The 17023-nt window shown below is 73.3% G+C and carries 11 protein-coding genes; 6 read left to right on the forward strand and 5 right to left on the reverse strand.

All coding sequences use genetic code 11. The annotated features are described in order from the left end of the window. Nucleotides 1-121: 121 nt before the first annotated feature. Nucleotides 122-3046, forward strand: a complete 2925-nt coding sequence (locus tag OG989_RS05880; protein ID WP_327029915.1) for a glycosyl hydrolase — start codon at nucleotides 122-124, stop codon at nucleotides 3044-3046. An 84-nt stretch (nucleotides 3047-3130) separates the two neighbouring features. Then, entirely contained in the window at nucleotides 3131-4201 is a 1071-nt protein-coding gene (locus OG989_RS05885; protein ID WP_151454832.1) for a PHP domain-containing protein, read from the forward strand. Between the two features lie 613 nt (nucleotides 4202-4814). Here OG989_RS05885 and OG989_RS05890 read toward each other — a convergent pair. Continuing rightward, nucleotides 4815-5885, reverse strand: coding sequence for a DMT family transporter (locus OG989_RS05890; protein ID WP_327029916.1), 1071 nt, complete (start codon nucleotides 5883-5885; stop codon nucleotides 4815-4817). A 116-nt stretch (nucleotides 5886-6001) separates the two neighbouring features. Here OG989_RS05890 and OG989_RS05895 point away from each other — a divergent pair, with 116 nt between their 5' ends. Next, nucleotides 6002-6601: a Uma2 family endonuclease gene (locus OG989_RS05895; protein ID WP_327029917.1), complete on the forward strand. Its 600-nt coding sequence runs from the start codon at nucleotides 6002-6004 to the stop codon at nucleotides 6599-6601. Between the two features lie 52 nt (nucleotides 6602-6653). Next, complete coding sequence (locus OG989_RS05900) at nucleotides 6654-8324, forward strand: DUF885 domain-containing protein (protein ID WP_327029918.1); 1671 nt, start codon at nucleotides 6654-6656, stop codon at nucleotides 8322-8324. A 60-nt stretch (nucleotides 8325-8384) separates the two neighbouring features. Here OG989_RS05900 and OG989_RS05905 read toward each other — a convergent pair whose 3' ends face one another. Continuing rightward, a complete protein-coding gene (locus OG989_RS05905; RefSeq protein ID WP_327029919.1) occupies nucleotides 8385-8852 on the reverse strand; it encodes a hypothetical protein in 468 nt (155 codons plus the stop codon). Between the two features lie 67 nt (nucleotides 8853-8919). Here OG989_RS05905 and OG989_RS05910 point away from each other — a divergent pair, with 67 nt between their 5' ends. Next, entirely contained in the window at nucleotides 8920-9591 is a 672-nt protein-coding gene (locus OG989_RS05910) for a hypothetical protein (RefSeq protein ID WP_327029920.1), read from the forward strand. A 219-nt stretch (nucleotides 9592-9810) separates the two neighbouring features. Here OG989_RS05910 and OG989_RS05915 read toward each other — a convergent pair whose 3' ends face one another. Next, the gene (locus tag OG989_RS05915; RefSeq protein ID WP_327029921.1) at nucleotides 9811-9933 is read right to left on the reverse strand and encodes a hypothetical protein; all 123 of its coding nucleotides are present in this window, start codon (nucleotides 9931-9933) and stop codon (nucleotides 9811-9813) included. A 416-nt stretch (nucleotides 9934-10349) separates the two neighbouring features. Then, a complete protein-coding gene (locus OG989_RS05920) occupies nucleotides 10350-11471 on the reverse strand; it encodes a DUF3068 domain-containing protein (protein WP_192581409.1) in 1122 nt (373 codons plus the stop codon). A gap of 110 nt (nucleotides 11472-11581) precedes the next feature. On the opposite strand from OG989_RS05920, the gene OG989_RS05925 reads away from it, so the two are divergent. Beyond that, nucleotides 11582-12781 (forward strand): acyltransferase family protein, encoded by a 1200-nt coding sequence (locus OG989_RS05925; RefSeq protein ID WP_327029922.1) that lies wholly within the window; start codon nucleotides 11582-11584, stop codon nucleotides 12779-12781. On the opposite strand, the gene OG989_RS05930 is transcribed toward OG989_RS05925, so the two are convergent. Further along, nucleotides 12673-16989, reverse strand: coding sequence for an alpha-(1->3)-arabinofuranosyltransferase (locus tag OG989_RS05930; protein WP_327029923.1), 4317 nt, complete (start codon nucleotides 16987-16989; stop codon nucleotides 12673-12675). The genes OG989_RS05925 and OG989_RS05930 overlap by 109 nt on opposite strands. Nucleotides 16990-17023: the final 34 nt, after the last annotated feature.

Raw genomic sequence — 17023 nt, forward strand, 5'->3', positions numbered from 1 at the left:
CGGAAGTCTCGACGCTGGGCTAGCGTCCCGTCGCAAGAGAGCGCTCTCTGAGACCACTTTCCACACAATTCGTTCGCAGAACGCGCCCGTCCCCGACCGGCGCCCCCCGACCGGAGGCACTGTGACACCTCCTGCGACACGCCGCACCTGGGCCGTGGCGGCCACCTCCGCCCTGGCCCTCGCCCTCGGCGGCCTCGCCGTCGTGACCACCACCCCCGCCGAGGCCGCCACCGTCGGCGCCGGCAGCTACACCACCGACCGCGTGGGCCCCCTGCCCACCGGCTGCGGAGACATGACCACCAACCCCCGGCAGTTCGCCACCGCCGACGCGCCCCCCGGGCCGGTACCCACCAACGACTGGTGGTCGTCGCTGCTGTGGAAGCGGACCAACTGCTCCTACAGCGAGCCGCTGCACGCGCACCCGGCCTCCTACCAGCCGGCCGGCGACGGCCTCGGGATCTCGGCCACCTCCACCCCGACGATCAGCGGCACCGCGACCGGCGTCGGCGAGTTCAAGTACACGTACTCCGAGGACATCCGCGTCGGCATCGCGGGGCTGAGTGCCCCGGTCGTCAAGGTCGACGGCTGGACCGACTGGACGGTCACCCCGCACTGGACCGACGGCACCCGGACCATGCGCGCCACCATCGGCCACGGACTTCCGTTCGCGTACTTCCGCACCAGCGGCGGCAACGCCCTGGTCAACGCCACCGGCGGCAGCCCCACGGTCTGGTCGAACAGCGGCGCCACGATCGGCTTCACCGTCCGGGGGCACGACTACGTGGCGTACGCGCCCACCGGCGCCACCTGGACCGTCAGCGGTGGACGGATCACCTCCACCCTGGCCGGCAAGGGCTACTTCTCCGTCGCCCTGCTGCCCACCACCCCGAGCACCGACGCCGCCACCCGCGCCGGGCTGGCCACCACCTACGGCCAGTACGCCCACGCCCACGTCACCGGCACCCGGGTCTCGTACGCCTACGACCAGGCGACCAGCACCGTCAACACCACGTACGCGTTCACCACGACCGCCCGGGAGGGCACGGCGAACCGGACGGTCGTCAGCCTCTACCCGCACCAGTGGCGGTCGCTGACCGGAGCCACCCCGCTGGCGCTCACCTACCCGTCGGCGCGCGGCCGGATGAAGGTGCTCACCGGCGTCGACGCGTTCCGCACCTCGATGAAGTTCAACGGCGTACTGCCGGAGGTTCCCGCCGTCGCCACCGGCACCGGGGCGGACCTGACGACGCTGCGCAACCACCTGGCGGCGGTCCGGGGCAACCCGATGGACCAGCGCGGCACCGACACCTACTGGACGGGCAAGGGCCTGGGCCGGGCCGCCCGGATCGCCGAGATCGCCGACCAGGTCGGGGACGCCGAGACGCGTACCGCCGCGCTGAACGCCATCCGGGGCACCCTCAACGACTGGCTCACCGCCACGCCCGGGGAGACCGAGGGCGTCTTCCACTACGACCGCAACTGGGGAACCCTGATCGGCTACCCGGCCTCCTACGGCTCCGACCAGGAACTCAACGACCACCACTTCCACTACGGCTACTACATCGCCGCCGCCGCCACGCTGGCCAAGTTCGACCCGACCTGGGCCCGGCAGGACCAGTACGGCGGCATGATCGACCTGCTGATCCGGGACGCGAACAACTACGACCGCACGGACAACCGCTTCCCGTACCTGCGCGACTTCGACATCTACGCCGGGCACGACTGGGCCGCCGGGCACGGCTCGTTCAACGCCGGCAACAACCAGGAGTCCTCGTCCGAGGGGATGAACTTCGCCAACGCCCTCATCCAGTGGGGTCAGGCGACCGGCAACACCGCCGTTCGCGACGCCGGCATCTTCATCCACACCACCCAGGCCGCAGCGATCCACGAGTACTGGTTCGACGTGACGAACGAGAACTACCCGGCCGCGTTCGGGCACTCCACGGTCGGCATGGTCTGGGGTGACGGCGGCGCGTACGCCACCTGGTTCAGCGCCGACCCGGAGATGATCCAGGGCATCAACATGCTCCCGGTCACGGGCGGGCACCTCTACCTCGGGCAGTACCCGGCGTCCAACCGCGCCAACTACCAGGAACTGGTGCGCAACAACGGCGGCGAACCGACGGTGTGGCAGGACATCCTCTGGCAGTTCCTGGCGCTCGGCGACCCGGACGCGGCGCTCGCGAAGCTCCGCGCGAACCCCGGGTACACGCCGGAGGAGGGCGAGAGCCGGGCGCACACCTTCCACTGGATCCGCAACCTCGCGGCCCTCGGGACGGTGCACACCCCGGTCACGGCCAACCACCCGCTGGCGGCGGTGTTCCAGCGCAACGGCGCGCGCACCTACGTGGCGAGCAACATCACCGCCGCGCCGCTGACGGTCACGTTCTCCGACGGCACCCGGCTCGCCGTGCCCGCCGGAAAGACGGCCACCAGCGGGGCGTACACCTGGAGCGGCGGCACCGCGACCGGCGGGGTCAGCGGCACGACGCCGCCCACGACCGCCCCGCCGACGACCCCGCCGCCCACCACGGCCCCGCCGACGACCCCGCCGCCCACCACCCCGCCGCCGTCGTCGGACTTCCCCACCCGGTACCTGCTGCCAGGTGGCGGGCTGGCCGCGGCCGGCAGCCCGGCGACCGCCACGGTGGCCGGCGCGGGCGGCGCGAACCGCGACGGCACGCCGACCAACCCGCAGGTGTTCACCGCCACGGGCCTGGATCTGGCGTACGGCGGCGGGCAGACCACGTTCGACCTGTTCCTCGACGCCGGCAACGCGGTCGGCAACGGGGTGCAGGTGCGGGTCTCCTACGACCTGACCGGCAACGGCAGCTGGGAGCGGGTGGAGACGTACCGCTACTTCGCCACCGACCCGGTTCCCGGGTACGAGCGCTACACCCAGCAGAGTGGCCTGCACTCCGCCACCGGCGCCCTCGGCAACCTGTCGAACGGCACCGTGCGGGTGGAGGTCTGGTCGGCGATCGGGAACAACCCGACCACCCTCGGCATCGGCGACAGGTCGCTGGTGAAGCTGCCGCACTCCTGATTCCGTACGCCTCCGCTGATTCCATGGCCCTCCGCGCCGTCGGTCGTCCCGCGACCGGCGGCGCGGAGGCGTATTTTCCATGGCATGAGCGCCCGGGACCCCATCGCCGACCTGCGCCGGATCGCCTTCCTCCTGGAGCGGGCGAACGAGGCGACCTACCGGGTCCGGGCGTTCCGCTCGGCGGCCACGGCCCTCGCCGCGCTGCCGGGGAGGGAACTGGCCGAGCGGGCCCGCACCGGCAAGCTCACCGAGCTGTCCGGGGTCGGCGACGTCACCGCCCGCTGCGTGGCCGAGTCGCTCGCCGGCGAGGAGCCGGTCTACCTGCGGCGGCTGCTCGCCACGGAGGGCACGGACCTGGACGAGGCGGCCACCGCGCTGCGTGCCGCGCTGCGCGGTGACTGCCACACCCACTCCGACTGGTCCGACGGCGGCTCACCCATCGAGGAGATGGCGCTCGCGGCGGTCGAGCTGGGCCACGAGTACGTGGTGCTGACCGACCACTCGCCCCGGCTGAAGGTGGCCCGTGGCCTGACCGCCGACCGGCTGCGCAAGCAGCTCGACCACGTGGCGAAGGTCAACGAGGCGCTGCCGGAGGGCTTCCGGATCCTGACCGGCATCGAGGTGGACATCCTTGCCGACGGGTCGCTCGACCAGGACGAGAAGCTGCTGGCCCGCCTCGACGTGGTGGTCGGCTCGGTGCACAGCGGCCTGAACGACGACCGGGCGAAGATGACGCGGCGGATGCTGACCGCGATCGCGAACCCGCACCTGGACATCCTCGGCCACTGCACCGGGCGGATGGTGGCGTCCCGGCCCGCCGGGGTGAAGGGGCCGGGCGACCGGGCGCACCGGCCGCGTACCCGGGCGGAGAGCGACTTCGACGCCGACGCCGTCTTCGCCGCCTGCGCCGAGCACGGGGTGGCCGTCGAAATCAACTCACGGCCGGAGCGGCAGGACCCACCGAAGCGGCTGATCCGCCGGGCGCTGGAGGCGGGCTGCGACTTCGCCGTCAACACCGACGCGCACGCCCCTGGTCAGCTCGACTGGCAGCGGTTCGGCTGCGAGCGCGCCGCCCTGTGCGGGGTGCCCGCCGACCGGGTGGTCAACACCTGGGACGCCGACCGGCTGGTCGACTGGGCCCGCTCCGCCCGCTGACGTCCTGGCTGCTCGCCTGGCGCACCGGGCCCTCGCCTCGCCTGGCGGACCGGGCCCTCGCGGCAACACGCCGGCGACCAGGGGATGACACCACGGACGCTGTCGAGCTGCCCCGTTCATGAGACCGCATCACACGGACGCCGGTGGCCGCCGGGCGCGGCCACCACACGCGCCGGCCTTCACAAGCGCCGGCCATCACAGGCGGCCCGGCCGAACAGGCGGCCCGGCCTCACACGCGGCCCGGCCGAACAGGCGGCCCGGCCGTCACTGACGGGCGGCGGAGCGGTGACCGCGCCTGGACGGGTGCGAAGCGGCAGCGCGTGCGGCGACGAGCCGCGCTGCTCCTGAAGGTTGCCGGCCCACGGCATGTCCCGCCACGTTCACGAGTGGAACACCATGGGTGTCAAAGGCGGGCGTTGACACCCATGGTGTTCCACCCGTCAGCCGGGCGGCCGGGCGGCAGCCGGGCGACCGCGCGAAGGGCGGCAGCCGGGCGACCGGGCGGGCGACCGGGCGACGGGCGGCAGGCGGCAGGCGGCGCCGGGCGGCCTGGCGAAGGGCGACCGGGCGAAGGGCGGGCGACGGGCGAAGGGCGGGCGACGGGCGGGAGCGCTCAGCGGTGGGCAGCCGGCACGGACGGCGCGGCCTGCGCGGCGACGCCGGACGGCGCGACGACAGCGGCCGGCACATCGGCATCGGCATCGGCCGTGGTCGACTCGATCACGCCAGCGGGCGCGGACGGCTCGGTGGGGTCAGCGGGTGCGGGCCGGCGGCGGCCGATCAGGCCCTGCGAAACGGCGACGCCGAACAGCACGATGAGCGCGCCCACCGGCTGGTGCCAGGTGAGCCGCTCGTCGAGGGCCAGGGCGCCGATCAGCACCGCGAACACCGGCACCAGGTAGGTCACGGTGGAGGCGGTGCTCGCCCCGGCGACCCGGATGTTGCGCAGGTTGATGACGAAGGCGAGGCCGGTGCCGAGCGCACCGAGCGCGAGCACGCTGGCGAGCACCTCGGCCGAGAGGCCGGTCGGGGCGGGCGGTGCCCCGGCCACCAACGGCGCGACGACCGCGAGCTGGGCGGTCGCGACCAGGAGCTGTGCCGCCGAGAGCGAGAGCCCGGAGTGCGCGCTGCCCGCGACGAACTTCTTCTGGTACGGGATGGCGACGCCGTAGCAGGCGGCCGCGCCCAGGCACATGAGCTGCCCGGTGAAGTGGGCGCCGCCCACGCCCTGCCAGACCCCGAGCACCACCAGCACCCCGGCGAAGCCCAGCGCCATCCCGACCGCCCGGCGCGTGGTGAGCCGCTCGGTGCGGAACACCAGCACGGCCAGCGGCAGCACGATGAGCGGGGTGGTGGCGTTCCAGATGCCCGCGAGCATCGACTCGACGCGCTGCTCGCCGTAGCCGAAGAGGGTGAACGGCACGGCGACGCCGAACGCGGCGGCCACGGTCAGGTGCGCCCAGACCCGGGGCTCGGCGGGCAGGCGGTCGCGGAGCACGGCGAGCACCAGCAGCAGGGTCACCGCGCCGGCGGCGACCCGGTAGAGGGTGAGGTGTAGTGGATGCAGCTCCCCAATGCCGATCTTGATGAACAGGAAGCTGGAGCCCCAGATGGCGGCCAGCGCCAGGAACCCGGGCAGCCAGCTCCGCAGCGCCGCCCGGTCAGGAGTGGAATCCACTGTCACCCCTGACACTCTGCCGCAGCCGTACGACGAAGTCCCGCGACTTTCGGGCGCCGTGTCGACCACCACAGAAACGCCTACGCTGTTGACGCGTTGACCACCCCGAGGAGGTGCACGCCGTGGCGATACCGATGCGTTTCGACCCGCTCGTCGACCTCGACGGCATGTGGACGACCCAGTTCGCCGACCGGTACCTCCCGTTGCCGGGGCTGCCCGATGCGCGCTACGAGTGCATCGACGGGAGGTTGGTCATGACGCCCGCCGAGGTCGGCACGAACAGCTACGGCGAGATAAAGCTCGCCCGTCTGCTGTCACCCGCCGCAGAGACCCACGGGTTCTACGTGTTCGGGCAGGTGAACCTGACCTTCTCGCCGCGGCGCTGGATCCAGCCCGACATCACCGTCCTGCACGCGCTGCCAAAGACCGACGAGGAGGACCGGTGGATCCCGGCCCACCTCTGCACGATGGCGGTGGAGTTCGTCTCGCCCGACAGCCGCCGGCAGGACTTCGTCGACAAGCCGATGCGGTGCGCGGAGGGACGGGTGCCGTACTTCCTGCGGGTCGAACTCTCCCGCCGGCTGGGGCATGCCCAGGCGGAGCTCTTCACCCTCGGCAAGTTCGGCGGTTACGACACCGTCGCCAAGGCGGTCGGCGGTCGGCGGCTCTCGGCCGACCTGCCGTTCCCGATCGACTTCGATCCCGCCGACCCGCTGCCCTGAACACGCAGAACGCGTTCGACAACTCGACGGTGCCCTCACGTAGGGTCGCAGCGTGGGACGAATCGATGACCTCGCGAACCGCTACGTGGCCGAGTGGGCGCCGCTGAGCCCGATCGGCGCCACCTATGTCGGCATTGCCGGCTACGACGACCAGCTCGACGACCTGTCGCCCGACGGGTACACGGCCCGCGCGGAGCTGATCCGGCGGACGCTGACCGACCTGGAGGTGACCGAGCCGGAGTCGGAGTTGGAGCGGACCGCCAAGGACGCCATGCAGGAGCGGCTCGGCCTCGACCTCGCCCGCTACGACGCCGGCGAGGCGAGCAGCGAGGTCAACGTGATCTCCAGCGGCCTGCACGAGGTCCGCATGGTCTTCGACCTGATGCCGACCGAGGGCGACGACGCCAAGGCCCACGTGGCGGCCCGGCTCAACCGCTTCGCGAGCACCCTGGAGGGCTACAAGGCGACGCTGCGCGAGGCGGCCGCCGCCGGCCACGTCAGTGCCCGGGTCCAGCTCGTCGAGGTCGCCAAGCAGTGCGACATCTGGGTCGACCCGGACGGCGACAACTTCTTCCACGGGCTGGTCGAGCGGCTGGGCGCCGACGGCACCCTCGGCGCCGAGCTGCGTCGGGGTGCGGCGGCGGCCACGGCGGCGACGGCCGAGTTCGGCCAGTTCCTCCGCACCGAGATGGCTCCGCTCGGCCGGGAGAAGCAGGCCGCGGGTCGCGAGCGCTACGAGCTGGCCTCGCAGTACTTCCTCGGCGCCAGGGTCGACCTCGACGAGACGTACGCCTGGGGGTTCGAGGAACTGGCCCGGCTGGAGGCCGACATGCGCGCGGTGGCCGGCCGGATCGTCAGCCCCGGCGCCACCATCGACGAGGCGGTCGAGGCGCTGGACGCCGACCCGGCCCGGACGATCCGGGGCAAGGAGGCGTTCCGGGACTGGATGCAGGCGCTCGCCGACAAGGCCATCGGCGACCTGCACGGCACCCACTTCGACATCCCGGAGCAGGTACGCCGCATCGAGTGCTGCCTCGCCCCGACCAGCGACGGCGCGATCTACTACACCGGCCCGAGCGAGGACTTCTCCCGCCCTGGGCGGATGTGGTGGGCGGTGCCGCAGGGCGTCACCGACTTCTCCACCTGGCGCGAGGTGACCACCGTCTTCCACGAGGGCGTGCCGGGTCACCACCTCCAGGTCGCACAGACGGCCGTCCGGGCCGAGCTGCTCAACCGCTGGCAGCGCCTGCTCTGCTGGGTCTCCGGGCACGGCGAGGGCTGGGCGCTCTACGCGGAGCGGCTGATGGACGAGCTGGGTTACCTGGAGGACCCGGGCGACAAGCTCGGCATGCTCGACGGGCAGGCGTTCCGGGCCGCCCGGGTGATCGTCGACATCGGCATGCACCTGGAGTTGGAGATCCCGAAGGACAACCCGTTCGGCTTCCACCCCGGCGAGCGTTGGACGCCGGAGCTGGGCTGGGAGTTCATGCGGGCGCACTGCCGGGTGCCGGAGGAGAACCTGCGTTTCGAGCTGAACCGCTACCTCGGCTGGCCGGGGCAGGCCCCCTCCTACAAGGTGGGCGAGCGGATCTGGCTCCAGGCCCGTGACGAGGCGAAGGCCCGCAAGGGCGCCGACTTCGACCTCAAGGAGTTCCACCGGCAGGCGCTCGACCTCGGCTCGCTGGGGCTCGACCCGCTGCGCAAGGCGCTCGCCCGCATCTGAGGTCGGCGGTGCGGGGCCGGCGGACACCGGCCCCGCACCGTCGGTGGTGGTGGAGTGAGGTCAGGAGAGGGTCAGCTTCAACGCCGGCGTGGCGGTCAGCGTGTCGCTGCTGACGAACGCCAGTTCCATGGCCGGCTCGGTGAAGGTGATCGGAACGGGTGACGTGATCGGCAGGCCGTCGGGGAACGGCAGGTCCGGGGTCAGCGTGATCTTGACGCCGAGCAGCCGCCCGACGAACCGGGTGGCGTAGAAGGCGACGTCCCCCTGCACCGTCAGCCGGTCCGTGGCGAACCGCATCGTCCGGCCGGCCGGCGCGGGCGCCCGGAGCAGGAAATCATCGGTATCCGCGCGGTCCATGGTGAACTTCAGTGCCTTCAGGCTGCCGTCGGCGGTGGGCAGGTCGACGATGCCCTCGAACCGCAGCCCGTCCATGGTCACCTTCGAACCGGTGAGCTTCGACGGAACCGCCGCCACCACCGGCTGTCCCGGCTCGGCGGCGATCGGGGGCAGCGGTCTGCCCGCCGCCACCTGCCCGGGTCGGCTCGGCTTCGGGCTGGCCGGGACGCACCCCCGGCCGGGCGCCGGCGGCCGACCCGTGGCCGAGGCCGTGGGACGAACGCTCGACGTGACCGTTGGACGAACGCTCGACGTGACCGTTGGACGGACGCCCGGCGCGGTCGTTGGACGGACGCTCGGCGCGGTCGAGGGACGAACGCTCGGCGTGACTGTGGGACGGACGCTCGGCGCGGTCGATGGCGTCGCCCGGCGGGCCACCTCCTCGGCGTCGTTCCGGCCGCGATCGAAGAGGTCACCGATGCCGTCGAGGATGTCGCGGACGGCGTCGCCTCCGCCGCCCGTCGACGGGAACGGGCCGGGGGCGGTCGGGGCCGGCGTCGCGCCCGGCGTCCCGGTCGGGGCCGGCAACGCGCCCGGCGTGCCGCTCGGCGCGGGTCGCGTTCCGCCCGGCGTGCCGCTCGGGGCCGGCTGCGTTCCGCCCTGGCCGGGAACTGTGGTGGGGCAGGCGGAAGTCGGCGGCGCCACGGCGCGCACCGGCGTCGGGCCGGGCGCGGCGAGCGCCACGGCGGCGGCAAGGCCGAGCAGCACCGGCAGCACCACGTACGGACGGAGGTCGCGCGGCCTGGCGTCGTACTGCATCGACTCGGCCGCCGGCATGGCATTGGCAGGCCTCGCGCCGATAGGCAGGGCGCCGGTAGGCACGGCAGGCACCGGCACGGCGGACAAGGTGGGGCTGCCGAGCGACATCTGAGTGGTACCGAAGATCTCCAGATCGGCCAGCGCGGTCAGCAGGCCGCCCCGGAACGGTCGCACCCGCCGCCAGCGGCGGAAGCCGTGCCACGCCTCGCGGAACCGGCCGCGCCACACGGGCTGCGGATCGTCGGTCGTCACGTACGCCTCCTGGCGGGCCAGAGGGGACGGAGCTGGAACGGGCCCACGGAGCACAACCGCCGCGGTCCCGGAATCCAGGTCAGGAGAGCGTGGCGCTGCGGATGCCCGAGACCGCCACGGGGTCCGTCGTCCCGTCGGACACCAGCAGCGCGGCGAAGCGCCGCCACCGGTGGCCGCCCTGGTCGTCGAACCGGTCCTGCACGGTTCCTCCCCTCAGGGATGTCGCGCGGGTCGCCGGTCGACCGGCGACGGCCCCACACCGGGCTGCCACAGTTACCGGCGAGTAGGGAACTGGGACGATGATGCCGCGCGAAGACGCAGGCCACAAGGCCCGGATCGCCGACCGCCACAGCCGAGGTCACGCGGAGTAGTGAGGCAGCGCGACCGAACCCCTGACTCCATGGACATTGATCAATGATTCTCCCGCAAACCGGGCACGTCACACTTCGAGCACGACCGTCCGTGACGAGCAGCGATTCAGATTACGGTTCAGTAACGGCGAGGCCCCCTGCACGACAGGCCGCCACCGTCGCCCCTGAACGGGGACGACGGTGGCGGCCTGTCAACTGGTTGCCGGTGATCGACGTCCGCACCCGGACGCCGGCCGAGGTGGCTCCGCTACCGGCGTCCGGCCTCGCCGTCGTGCACGGGCGCCCCGGAGGTGACCTGCTCGGACGACGCCCGCGGGGCGGGCGCCGTGGCAGCGTCGGCGTCGCCGTCGGCGCGGTGCCGCGCGGCGGCGGTGGCCCGGCGTCCGGCCAGCACCAGCCAGAGCCCGATGATCAGCGCAAGAGCGCCGACGACCGTCAGCACGAGCGGAATGGTCCGACCGATCAGCAGCAGCTTGTCCCGGTTGTTCCCGGCAGACTCGACGCTGTTGGCGATCGTCTGGTCGGTGTAGACGAAGTCGCCGTCCAGCAGCGGGGTGCTCGCGCCCTGGTCCGGCACCAGCGTCTTCTTCTGCTGCTCGCGCACCTTGACGAAGTTGCCGCTGACCGGCTCGACCCAGATGGTGCGGGTGTTGCTGTACATCACCTTGCCGCTGGTCGCGCCCGGCGCGAACGCCCCGAGCAGGCCACCCACCCGCTCGGCCGGCATGCCCAGGTCGGTCTCCTCGATGACCTGCTGGAACCGGTACGCCTCAGTGCCGTTGATCTTCTCGGTGCCGTCGAACCGGATCGGCAGCGCCTTGCGCAGGTCACGGTCGAAGTACTCGTAGTCCTTGCGCTCCGTGTTGAACGGGAACTTGTAGGTCTGACCACCGAAGGTGACCTCGCTCGGCCCCTCCGGGCCGTCGGCCTGGAGAAACTGCTTGTCCCAGTCGACCGCCGCGGCGGTCTTCCGGTCCAGGGCCAACTCCGCGGAGTACTGGCTGATCACCTCGCCGGTCTGGACCCACTTCACCGTGCCGTACGCGCCCCAGACGACCGACTTGCCCTCCAGGTCGCCGGTCATCTCCGCCTCGGTGCTCCCGGCCTGCGGCGCCACCTCGGTGGTGGACTCCAGCCTGCCGGTCTGCACGGTCGGCGGGGCGTCCTTCTTGAGCTGCAGGAACTTGGCGTTCTCCGCCACCGCGACGCTCGGCTTCAGGCAGCCCTCGGGCTTGCCCTCCGCGTTGCACAACTTGAGGTCGTACGGCAGTTTCGTCACCGTCGGTGCCACGAAGAACGCCGCTCCCGCGGCGAGCACGAGACACAAGACGCCTATCCCGAACAGCACGGCGCCCAGACGAGCCTTCACTGATCCTCCTAACAAAGACAGTCAGCCGGTGTCCGGCGAGCGGTCCTGTCCCTAAACTTGGCCGCAGGTTACTCCCGGGTTACATATTCACGCGACCCTCTGGACGGTTGATGTCTGCCCCAACTCCGGATCACGACCTCCGCCGACTGCCCGCGTTGGACGCCGTACGGGTGATCGGCGCGCTGGCCGTCGTCGGGCACCACGTCGGGTTCGCCACCGGTGCCAACACCGGCGACTCGGGGCTGGGCAGCTGGTTGTCCCGCCTCGACGTGGGCGTCGCCGTCTTCTTCGTGCTCTCCGGCTTCCTGCTCTTCCGCCCGTACGCCCACTCGTCGGCCACCGGGCAGCGGTCCCCCTCCGCCCGGCGCTACCTGTGGCGCCGCGCGACCCGCATCCTGCCCGCCTACTGGCTGACCGTGGTGGTCTGCCTGCTGGTGCTGCCGCAGAACCAGCCGGCCTCCGCCGGCGACTGGTGGCGGCACCTGACGCTGACCCAGATCTACGAACCCCGGCAGTTGCGCCACGGCCTGAGCCAGACCTGGAGCCTCGCCACCGAGGCGACCTTCTACCTGCTGCTGCCGCTGCTCGCCGTGCTGCTGATGCGGCGGCGCTGGCGGCCCGGCCGGTCCACCGTCCTCATCGTGGCGGCGGGGCTGGCCATCACCGCCGGCTGGGTGGCCCTGATGGGATCGGGCCTGCTCAACCTGGGCCTGCACACCATGTGGCTGCCCTCGTACGCCGGCTGGTTCGGCGCCGGCATGGCGCTGGCGACCGTCCACGTGTCGCTGCGCACCGGCACCGGTCACCGCTGGCGGTGGCTGGACGACCTGGGCGCCGCACCGCTGGCCTGCTGGTCGGTCGCGCTGGCCGCCCTGGCCGTGGCCACCACGCCGATCGTGGGTCCCCGCGACCTGGCCGAGCCCACCGCCGCCGAGTTCGGGCTGAAGATGGCGCTGTACGCCCTGGTGGCGGTGATGGTGGTGCTGCCGGTGGCGTTCGGGCCGGCCACCCGCACCAAGGCCGTCCTCGGCGGCGCGGTCGGCCGGTGGCTCGGCCGGGTGTCCTACGGGCTGTTCCTCTGGCACCCGTTCGTGCTGGAGGGGGTCTACATCGTGGGCGACCGCCCGAACTTCAGCGGCGACACGGGCGAGATCTTCCTGCTCACCGTCGCCGGTGGGCTGATCCTCGCCGCCATCAGCTACTACGCCGTCGAGCGCCCCTTCCAGCGCTGGAACGCCCCCCGGCCGCGTCGGCGCGGGAGCACGAGGGAGAACCAGAGCACCGTCACGGCGGCGACCGCCGCCAACTGAGGCGCCGCGTCGGTGTGCCCACCCCGGGTCACCGCGTACCAGCCGGCCAGCCCGAAGCCGGCCACCGGCAACCAGCGCCCGGCCACCCGGTACAGCCGGCGCAGCCCGCGCCGGTCCGGTGGGTGCAGGTGTGGCGCCAGCGCGTGGCCGGCCACCACGCCGGCCGCCGCCAGCAGCGCCACCGCGACCGCGGCCAGGCCGCCGACCAGCAGCAGCGCAGTCCCGCCGAACAGCAGGGCGAGCAGCCGGTGCCGGCGTCGACGCGGCGGCCCCGCCGCCGGCACCGGCACCGGCACACCCCGACTCGGGAGCAGGGCGGCCAGCGCGACCCCGCCCAGCGCGATCGCGCCGGCGCCCAGCGCCAGGACGTACCCGTCGTCCGGGGCGAACCGCAGCAGCACCTCGCCGGAGAACCCGGCCGGCACCAGCCAGCCCTGCTGCCAGCCGTCCACCACGAACGGGGTGAGTCGCTCGCCGCCCGCGGTGGCCTCCCACCCGGGGTTCGCGTTCTCGCGCAGGGCCAGCACCCGCTGGCCCGGGTACCCGTCCAGGTGCAGCGACCGTCGGGTGGCCGACCAGCCGTCCACCCGGACCGGAGTCTGCACGGCGTCCGGGACCTGCGCCGAGCCGGCGACGCCCGCCGAGCCGGCCGCGCTGCCGTCGGTGGGCCCCGGGACCACGGCGTGCGGCGTCAGGACGAGCCGGGTGGGCGTAGCCAGGCGGCTCGCCGCCGCCACCACCCGCACCTCTGCGCCGGCCAGCGGCAGTGGATCCTTCGCTCCGGCGCCGCACAGGAGCGCGTCCACCTCGCGCAGCTCCGCCAGCTCCCGCCGGCTGGCCACCAGCGCCGTCCGGCGCCGTACCGCACCGACCTCGACGGTGGGCCCGGTGCCGCAGGGGAGCGTGACGCGCGCCTCCGGGTCGTTGCGGGGCACCGGTCCGTCCGGCAGCACGGTCAGCTCGCCGACGCCGACGGGCAGGCTCTGTGACAGCCGCCGGTACGGGTCGAAGGTGTTGGCCGGCACCACGTCGGAGATCAGCACGGTGATCTCGTCCGTCTTGAGCGGCCGGTCGAAGACCAGGCTGCCGCCCTCGTCGAAGACGCCGCCGCGCATGCCGCCGTCGCCGATCACGGTCGCCTGCCACGGGCGGGCCGCCGCCGCGGTGGGCGGCAGGGTCACCTTCAGCCCGGCGATCTGGCGGGCTTTCGGCCAGGTCAGGCGCAGCCACGGCTGCCGGTCGGAGCTGGCGGCGTACCAGGTCGTCGCCGGGTCGCCGTCGACCACCGCGCCCGGCCGGGCCGCGGGGTGGGAGACGCCGACGCTGGAGGCGGCGACCACCGGGGTGACCCCGCGCGCGACGGCCGCCGCGCCACCGCCGTCGAGCAGCGCGTTCAGCGCGCCGCCCGCACGTGGGCGCACCCGCAGCGCGACGTCGTAGCCGGCGGCGACCGGCAGGCTCAGCGTCCGGTCGATCCGGTCGCCGTCCTCGGACTCCCGGACGAGCCCGCCGTCGCAGATCGGCCGCCCCTCGTCGAAGACGCAGGGCGCGGCACCGGCGGCGGCGGTGAGCACCACGGAGGCCGGGGCGGCGGTCGCCGGGGGCGCCGGCACGGCCAGGGTGCGCTCGGCCCGCACGCCCGGGATGGTGATCTCGGCGATGCCGACGCCGCCGAAGCCGGCCCGGATGTCGAAGACCTCGTCGATGGAGATCCGCACCCGCCGGGTCGGGTAGCCGGCGGGCACGGTGACCTGCACGCTCTGGCCCGGGTTCTCCACCACCGCCTGCTGGTTGCCGGCGCTGACGGTGATCTTCGTGGGCAGGGAGTCGGCGCCGGTGTCGAAGACGATGCCCACCTCGCGGACCACCTGCGGCTCGGTCAGCTCCACCTCCAGCCACTGCTCGGTGGTGACCGTCCCGGGCGCCGAGCGCCAAGCGGTGGCGAGGCTGCCGTCGAGCGCCGCGTACGGCTGGTGCGCCGGTCGGCCGCCGACCAGCGGCTGCGCGTCGGACCAGGAACTCGACGCGGTGACCGACCCGATGCCCAGGTAGCGCACGGTGGTGGCCTGGCCCTCGCCCCACGGCGGGAGGTAGTCCCGGGCGGGCGCGCCGAGCCTCGCCTCGTCGGCGGAAGTCATGGTCGCCGAGGCGTTGTCGTGCGGCTGCCCGAACGCGACCTCGCGTCGGCGCATCCCGTCGGTGAGCACCACCGGGCCGTCGGTCAGCCCTGCCGGCCGATCCCCGACGAGCACCGTCGGGGCGTCGGAGAGCCGGCCGGCCGCCGCGATCTGGAGCAACGACTCCGGCCCGCCCACCACGGTGGTCAGGCCCTTCACGTCGTACGCGACGACGGGGCTGACCGGCTGGGCGACCTCGTACACCTCCAGGGCCCGGACCTTCACGTCCAGTCCGTGGTCGACGAAGTTGCCGGGCAGTTGGCCGCCGCCGACCTCCGGTCCGAAGGCCCGCACCGGGCGGATACCGGGCGAGCGTTGCAGTGCCTGCCGGACCACCACCGGTTGGGTGGCGCCCGAGCGCCCGTAGTCGAGGTCGGAGCGGAGCAGCAGGTACCGCACGCCGGAGCGGGCGAGCAGGTCGGCCAGCCCGGCGGAACCCTCGCCGTTGGCCAGTGCCGACTCGACGGCGTCGAGCAGCCGGATCGTGCCCGGCGGGGTGAGCGGCACCGAACTGCGTACCGCCCAGGGGCTCTCCAACAGAGGTTGGGTGACCTCGTCGCTCGGGCTGCCCCACAGGTAGCGGGGGAAACGGGCGGCGGGCACCACCAGCACCCGGTCGTCGCCGAGGTTGCTGTCCAGCCAGGAGGTCGCCTGGTGCCAGTAGCCGGGCACCTCCCGGAAGCTGCCCTGGGCGGGCAGTCCGGCGGCCAGCGCCGGGGCGGCCACCCCGGCGACCGCGACGAGGGCGGTGCCGCTGACCAGCGTGGCGCGCAGCCGCACCGGCTGGAGCAGTCGGGGCAGGCCCGGGTTCACGTCGGGCCGGTCGCCCGCGCGGGCCGCCCGCGCCACCAGCCCCAGCAGGTGGGCGAGGCCGAGGATGAGCGGCAGCCGCAGCACCACGTCGAACTTGTGCACGTTGCGCAGTGGCGCGCCGGCCGCGTCGAGGAAGTCCCGCTGCGTCTGGGCGCCGAACCCGTCGATAGCGCCGACGTGGCCGAGCCCGACCAGGGCCAGCCCGACCAGCAGGCCGGTGACCAGGAAGCGCCGGTGCGGCATCCCACGCCGGGCCAGGCCGGCGAGGCCGAGGCCGGCCACCACCAGGGTGGCGATCACCAGCGGCTGCTCGGTGGCCAGCCGCCAGCCGGCCGACCAGGGCGGCCCGTACGCGCCGTTGAGGTACGCGTGCCAGTGCGAGGCGCCGCGCAGCACGGTGGTCAAGTCGGTGGGGGCCGTGGTGACCGGCGCCGTCTCGATGTAGTCCAGGAACGGCGGACTGTACCGGCCCAGCAGCAGCAGGGGCACCAGCCACCAGGCGGTGGCGGTGCCCACCGCCAGCCCCCAGGCGACGAGCGCCCGGATCCGCAGCCGGAACGGGTGCAGGCCGACCAGCCACAGACCGGCGAGCGGCACTACGGCCAGCACCGCCGTCGCGTTGACGCCGCCGGCGCACGCCACGACCAGCGCGGACAGGGTCACCGCCCGGCGTACGGAGCCGCCTCGGGCCAGCCCCACCAGGGGCACCAGCACCCAGGGTGCGAGGGCGCTCGGCCATGCCTCCACCGAGATCGGGCCCAGCTCGGTGACCAGCCGGGGGGAGAGCGCGAAGGCCACCCCGGCGAGCAGGCGGGCGGCCGGCGTGCCGATGTGCAGCCGCTCGGCCAGCCGGACCACGCCGGTGCAGGCCACCGTCATGACCAGCGCCCACCAGAGCCGTTGCACCACCCAGGCCGGGATGTCGAGCACCTCGCCGAGCAGGAAGAACGGGCCCATCGGCCAGAGGTAGCCGTACGCCTGATTCTGAAGCTGGCCGAAGGTTCCGTCCGGGTCCCAGACGTGCAGGGCGCGGCTCAGCCATCCGGCTGGATCGACCGCCAGGTCCACCTTGGTGTCGATGGCGATCATGCCCGGATCCTGGAGGAACGCCAGGGCCGACAAACCGAGACAGACCGCGACCAAGCGTAGACGCCACACCCTTCTCGATGTGGCGTCCGGTCGGTCGGTCAGCTCCGGGCGGGCCGGCGCCTGCTGCATTTCGCCTCCGATCGGGCATTGCGGGGGCCGTGAC

This window comes from Micromonospora sp. NBC_01740, assembly GCF_035920365.1.
GTDB lineage: Bacteria > Actinomycetota > Actinomycetes > Mycobacteriales > Micromonosporaceae > Micromonospora > Micromonospora reichwaldensis.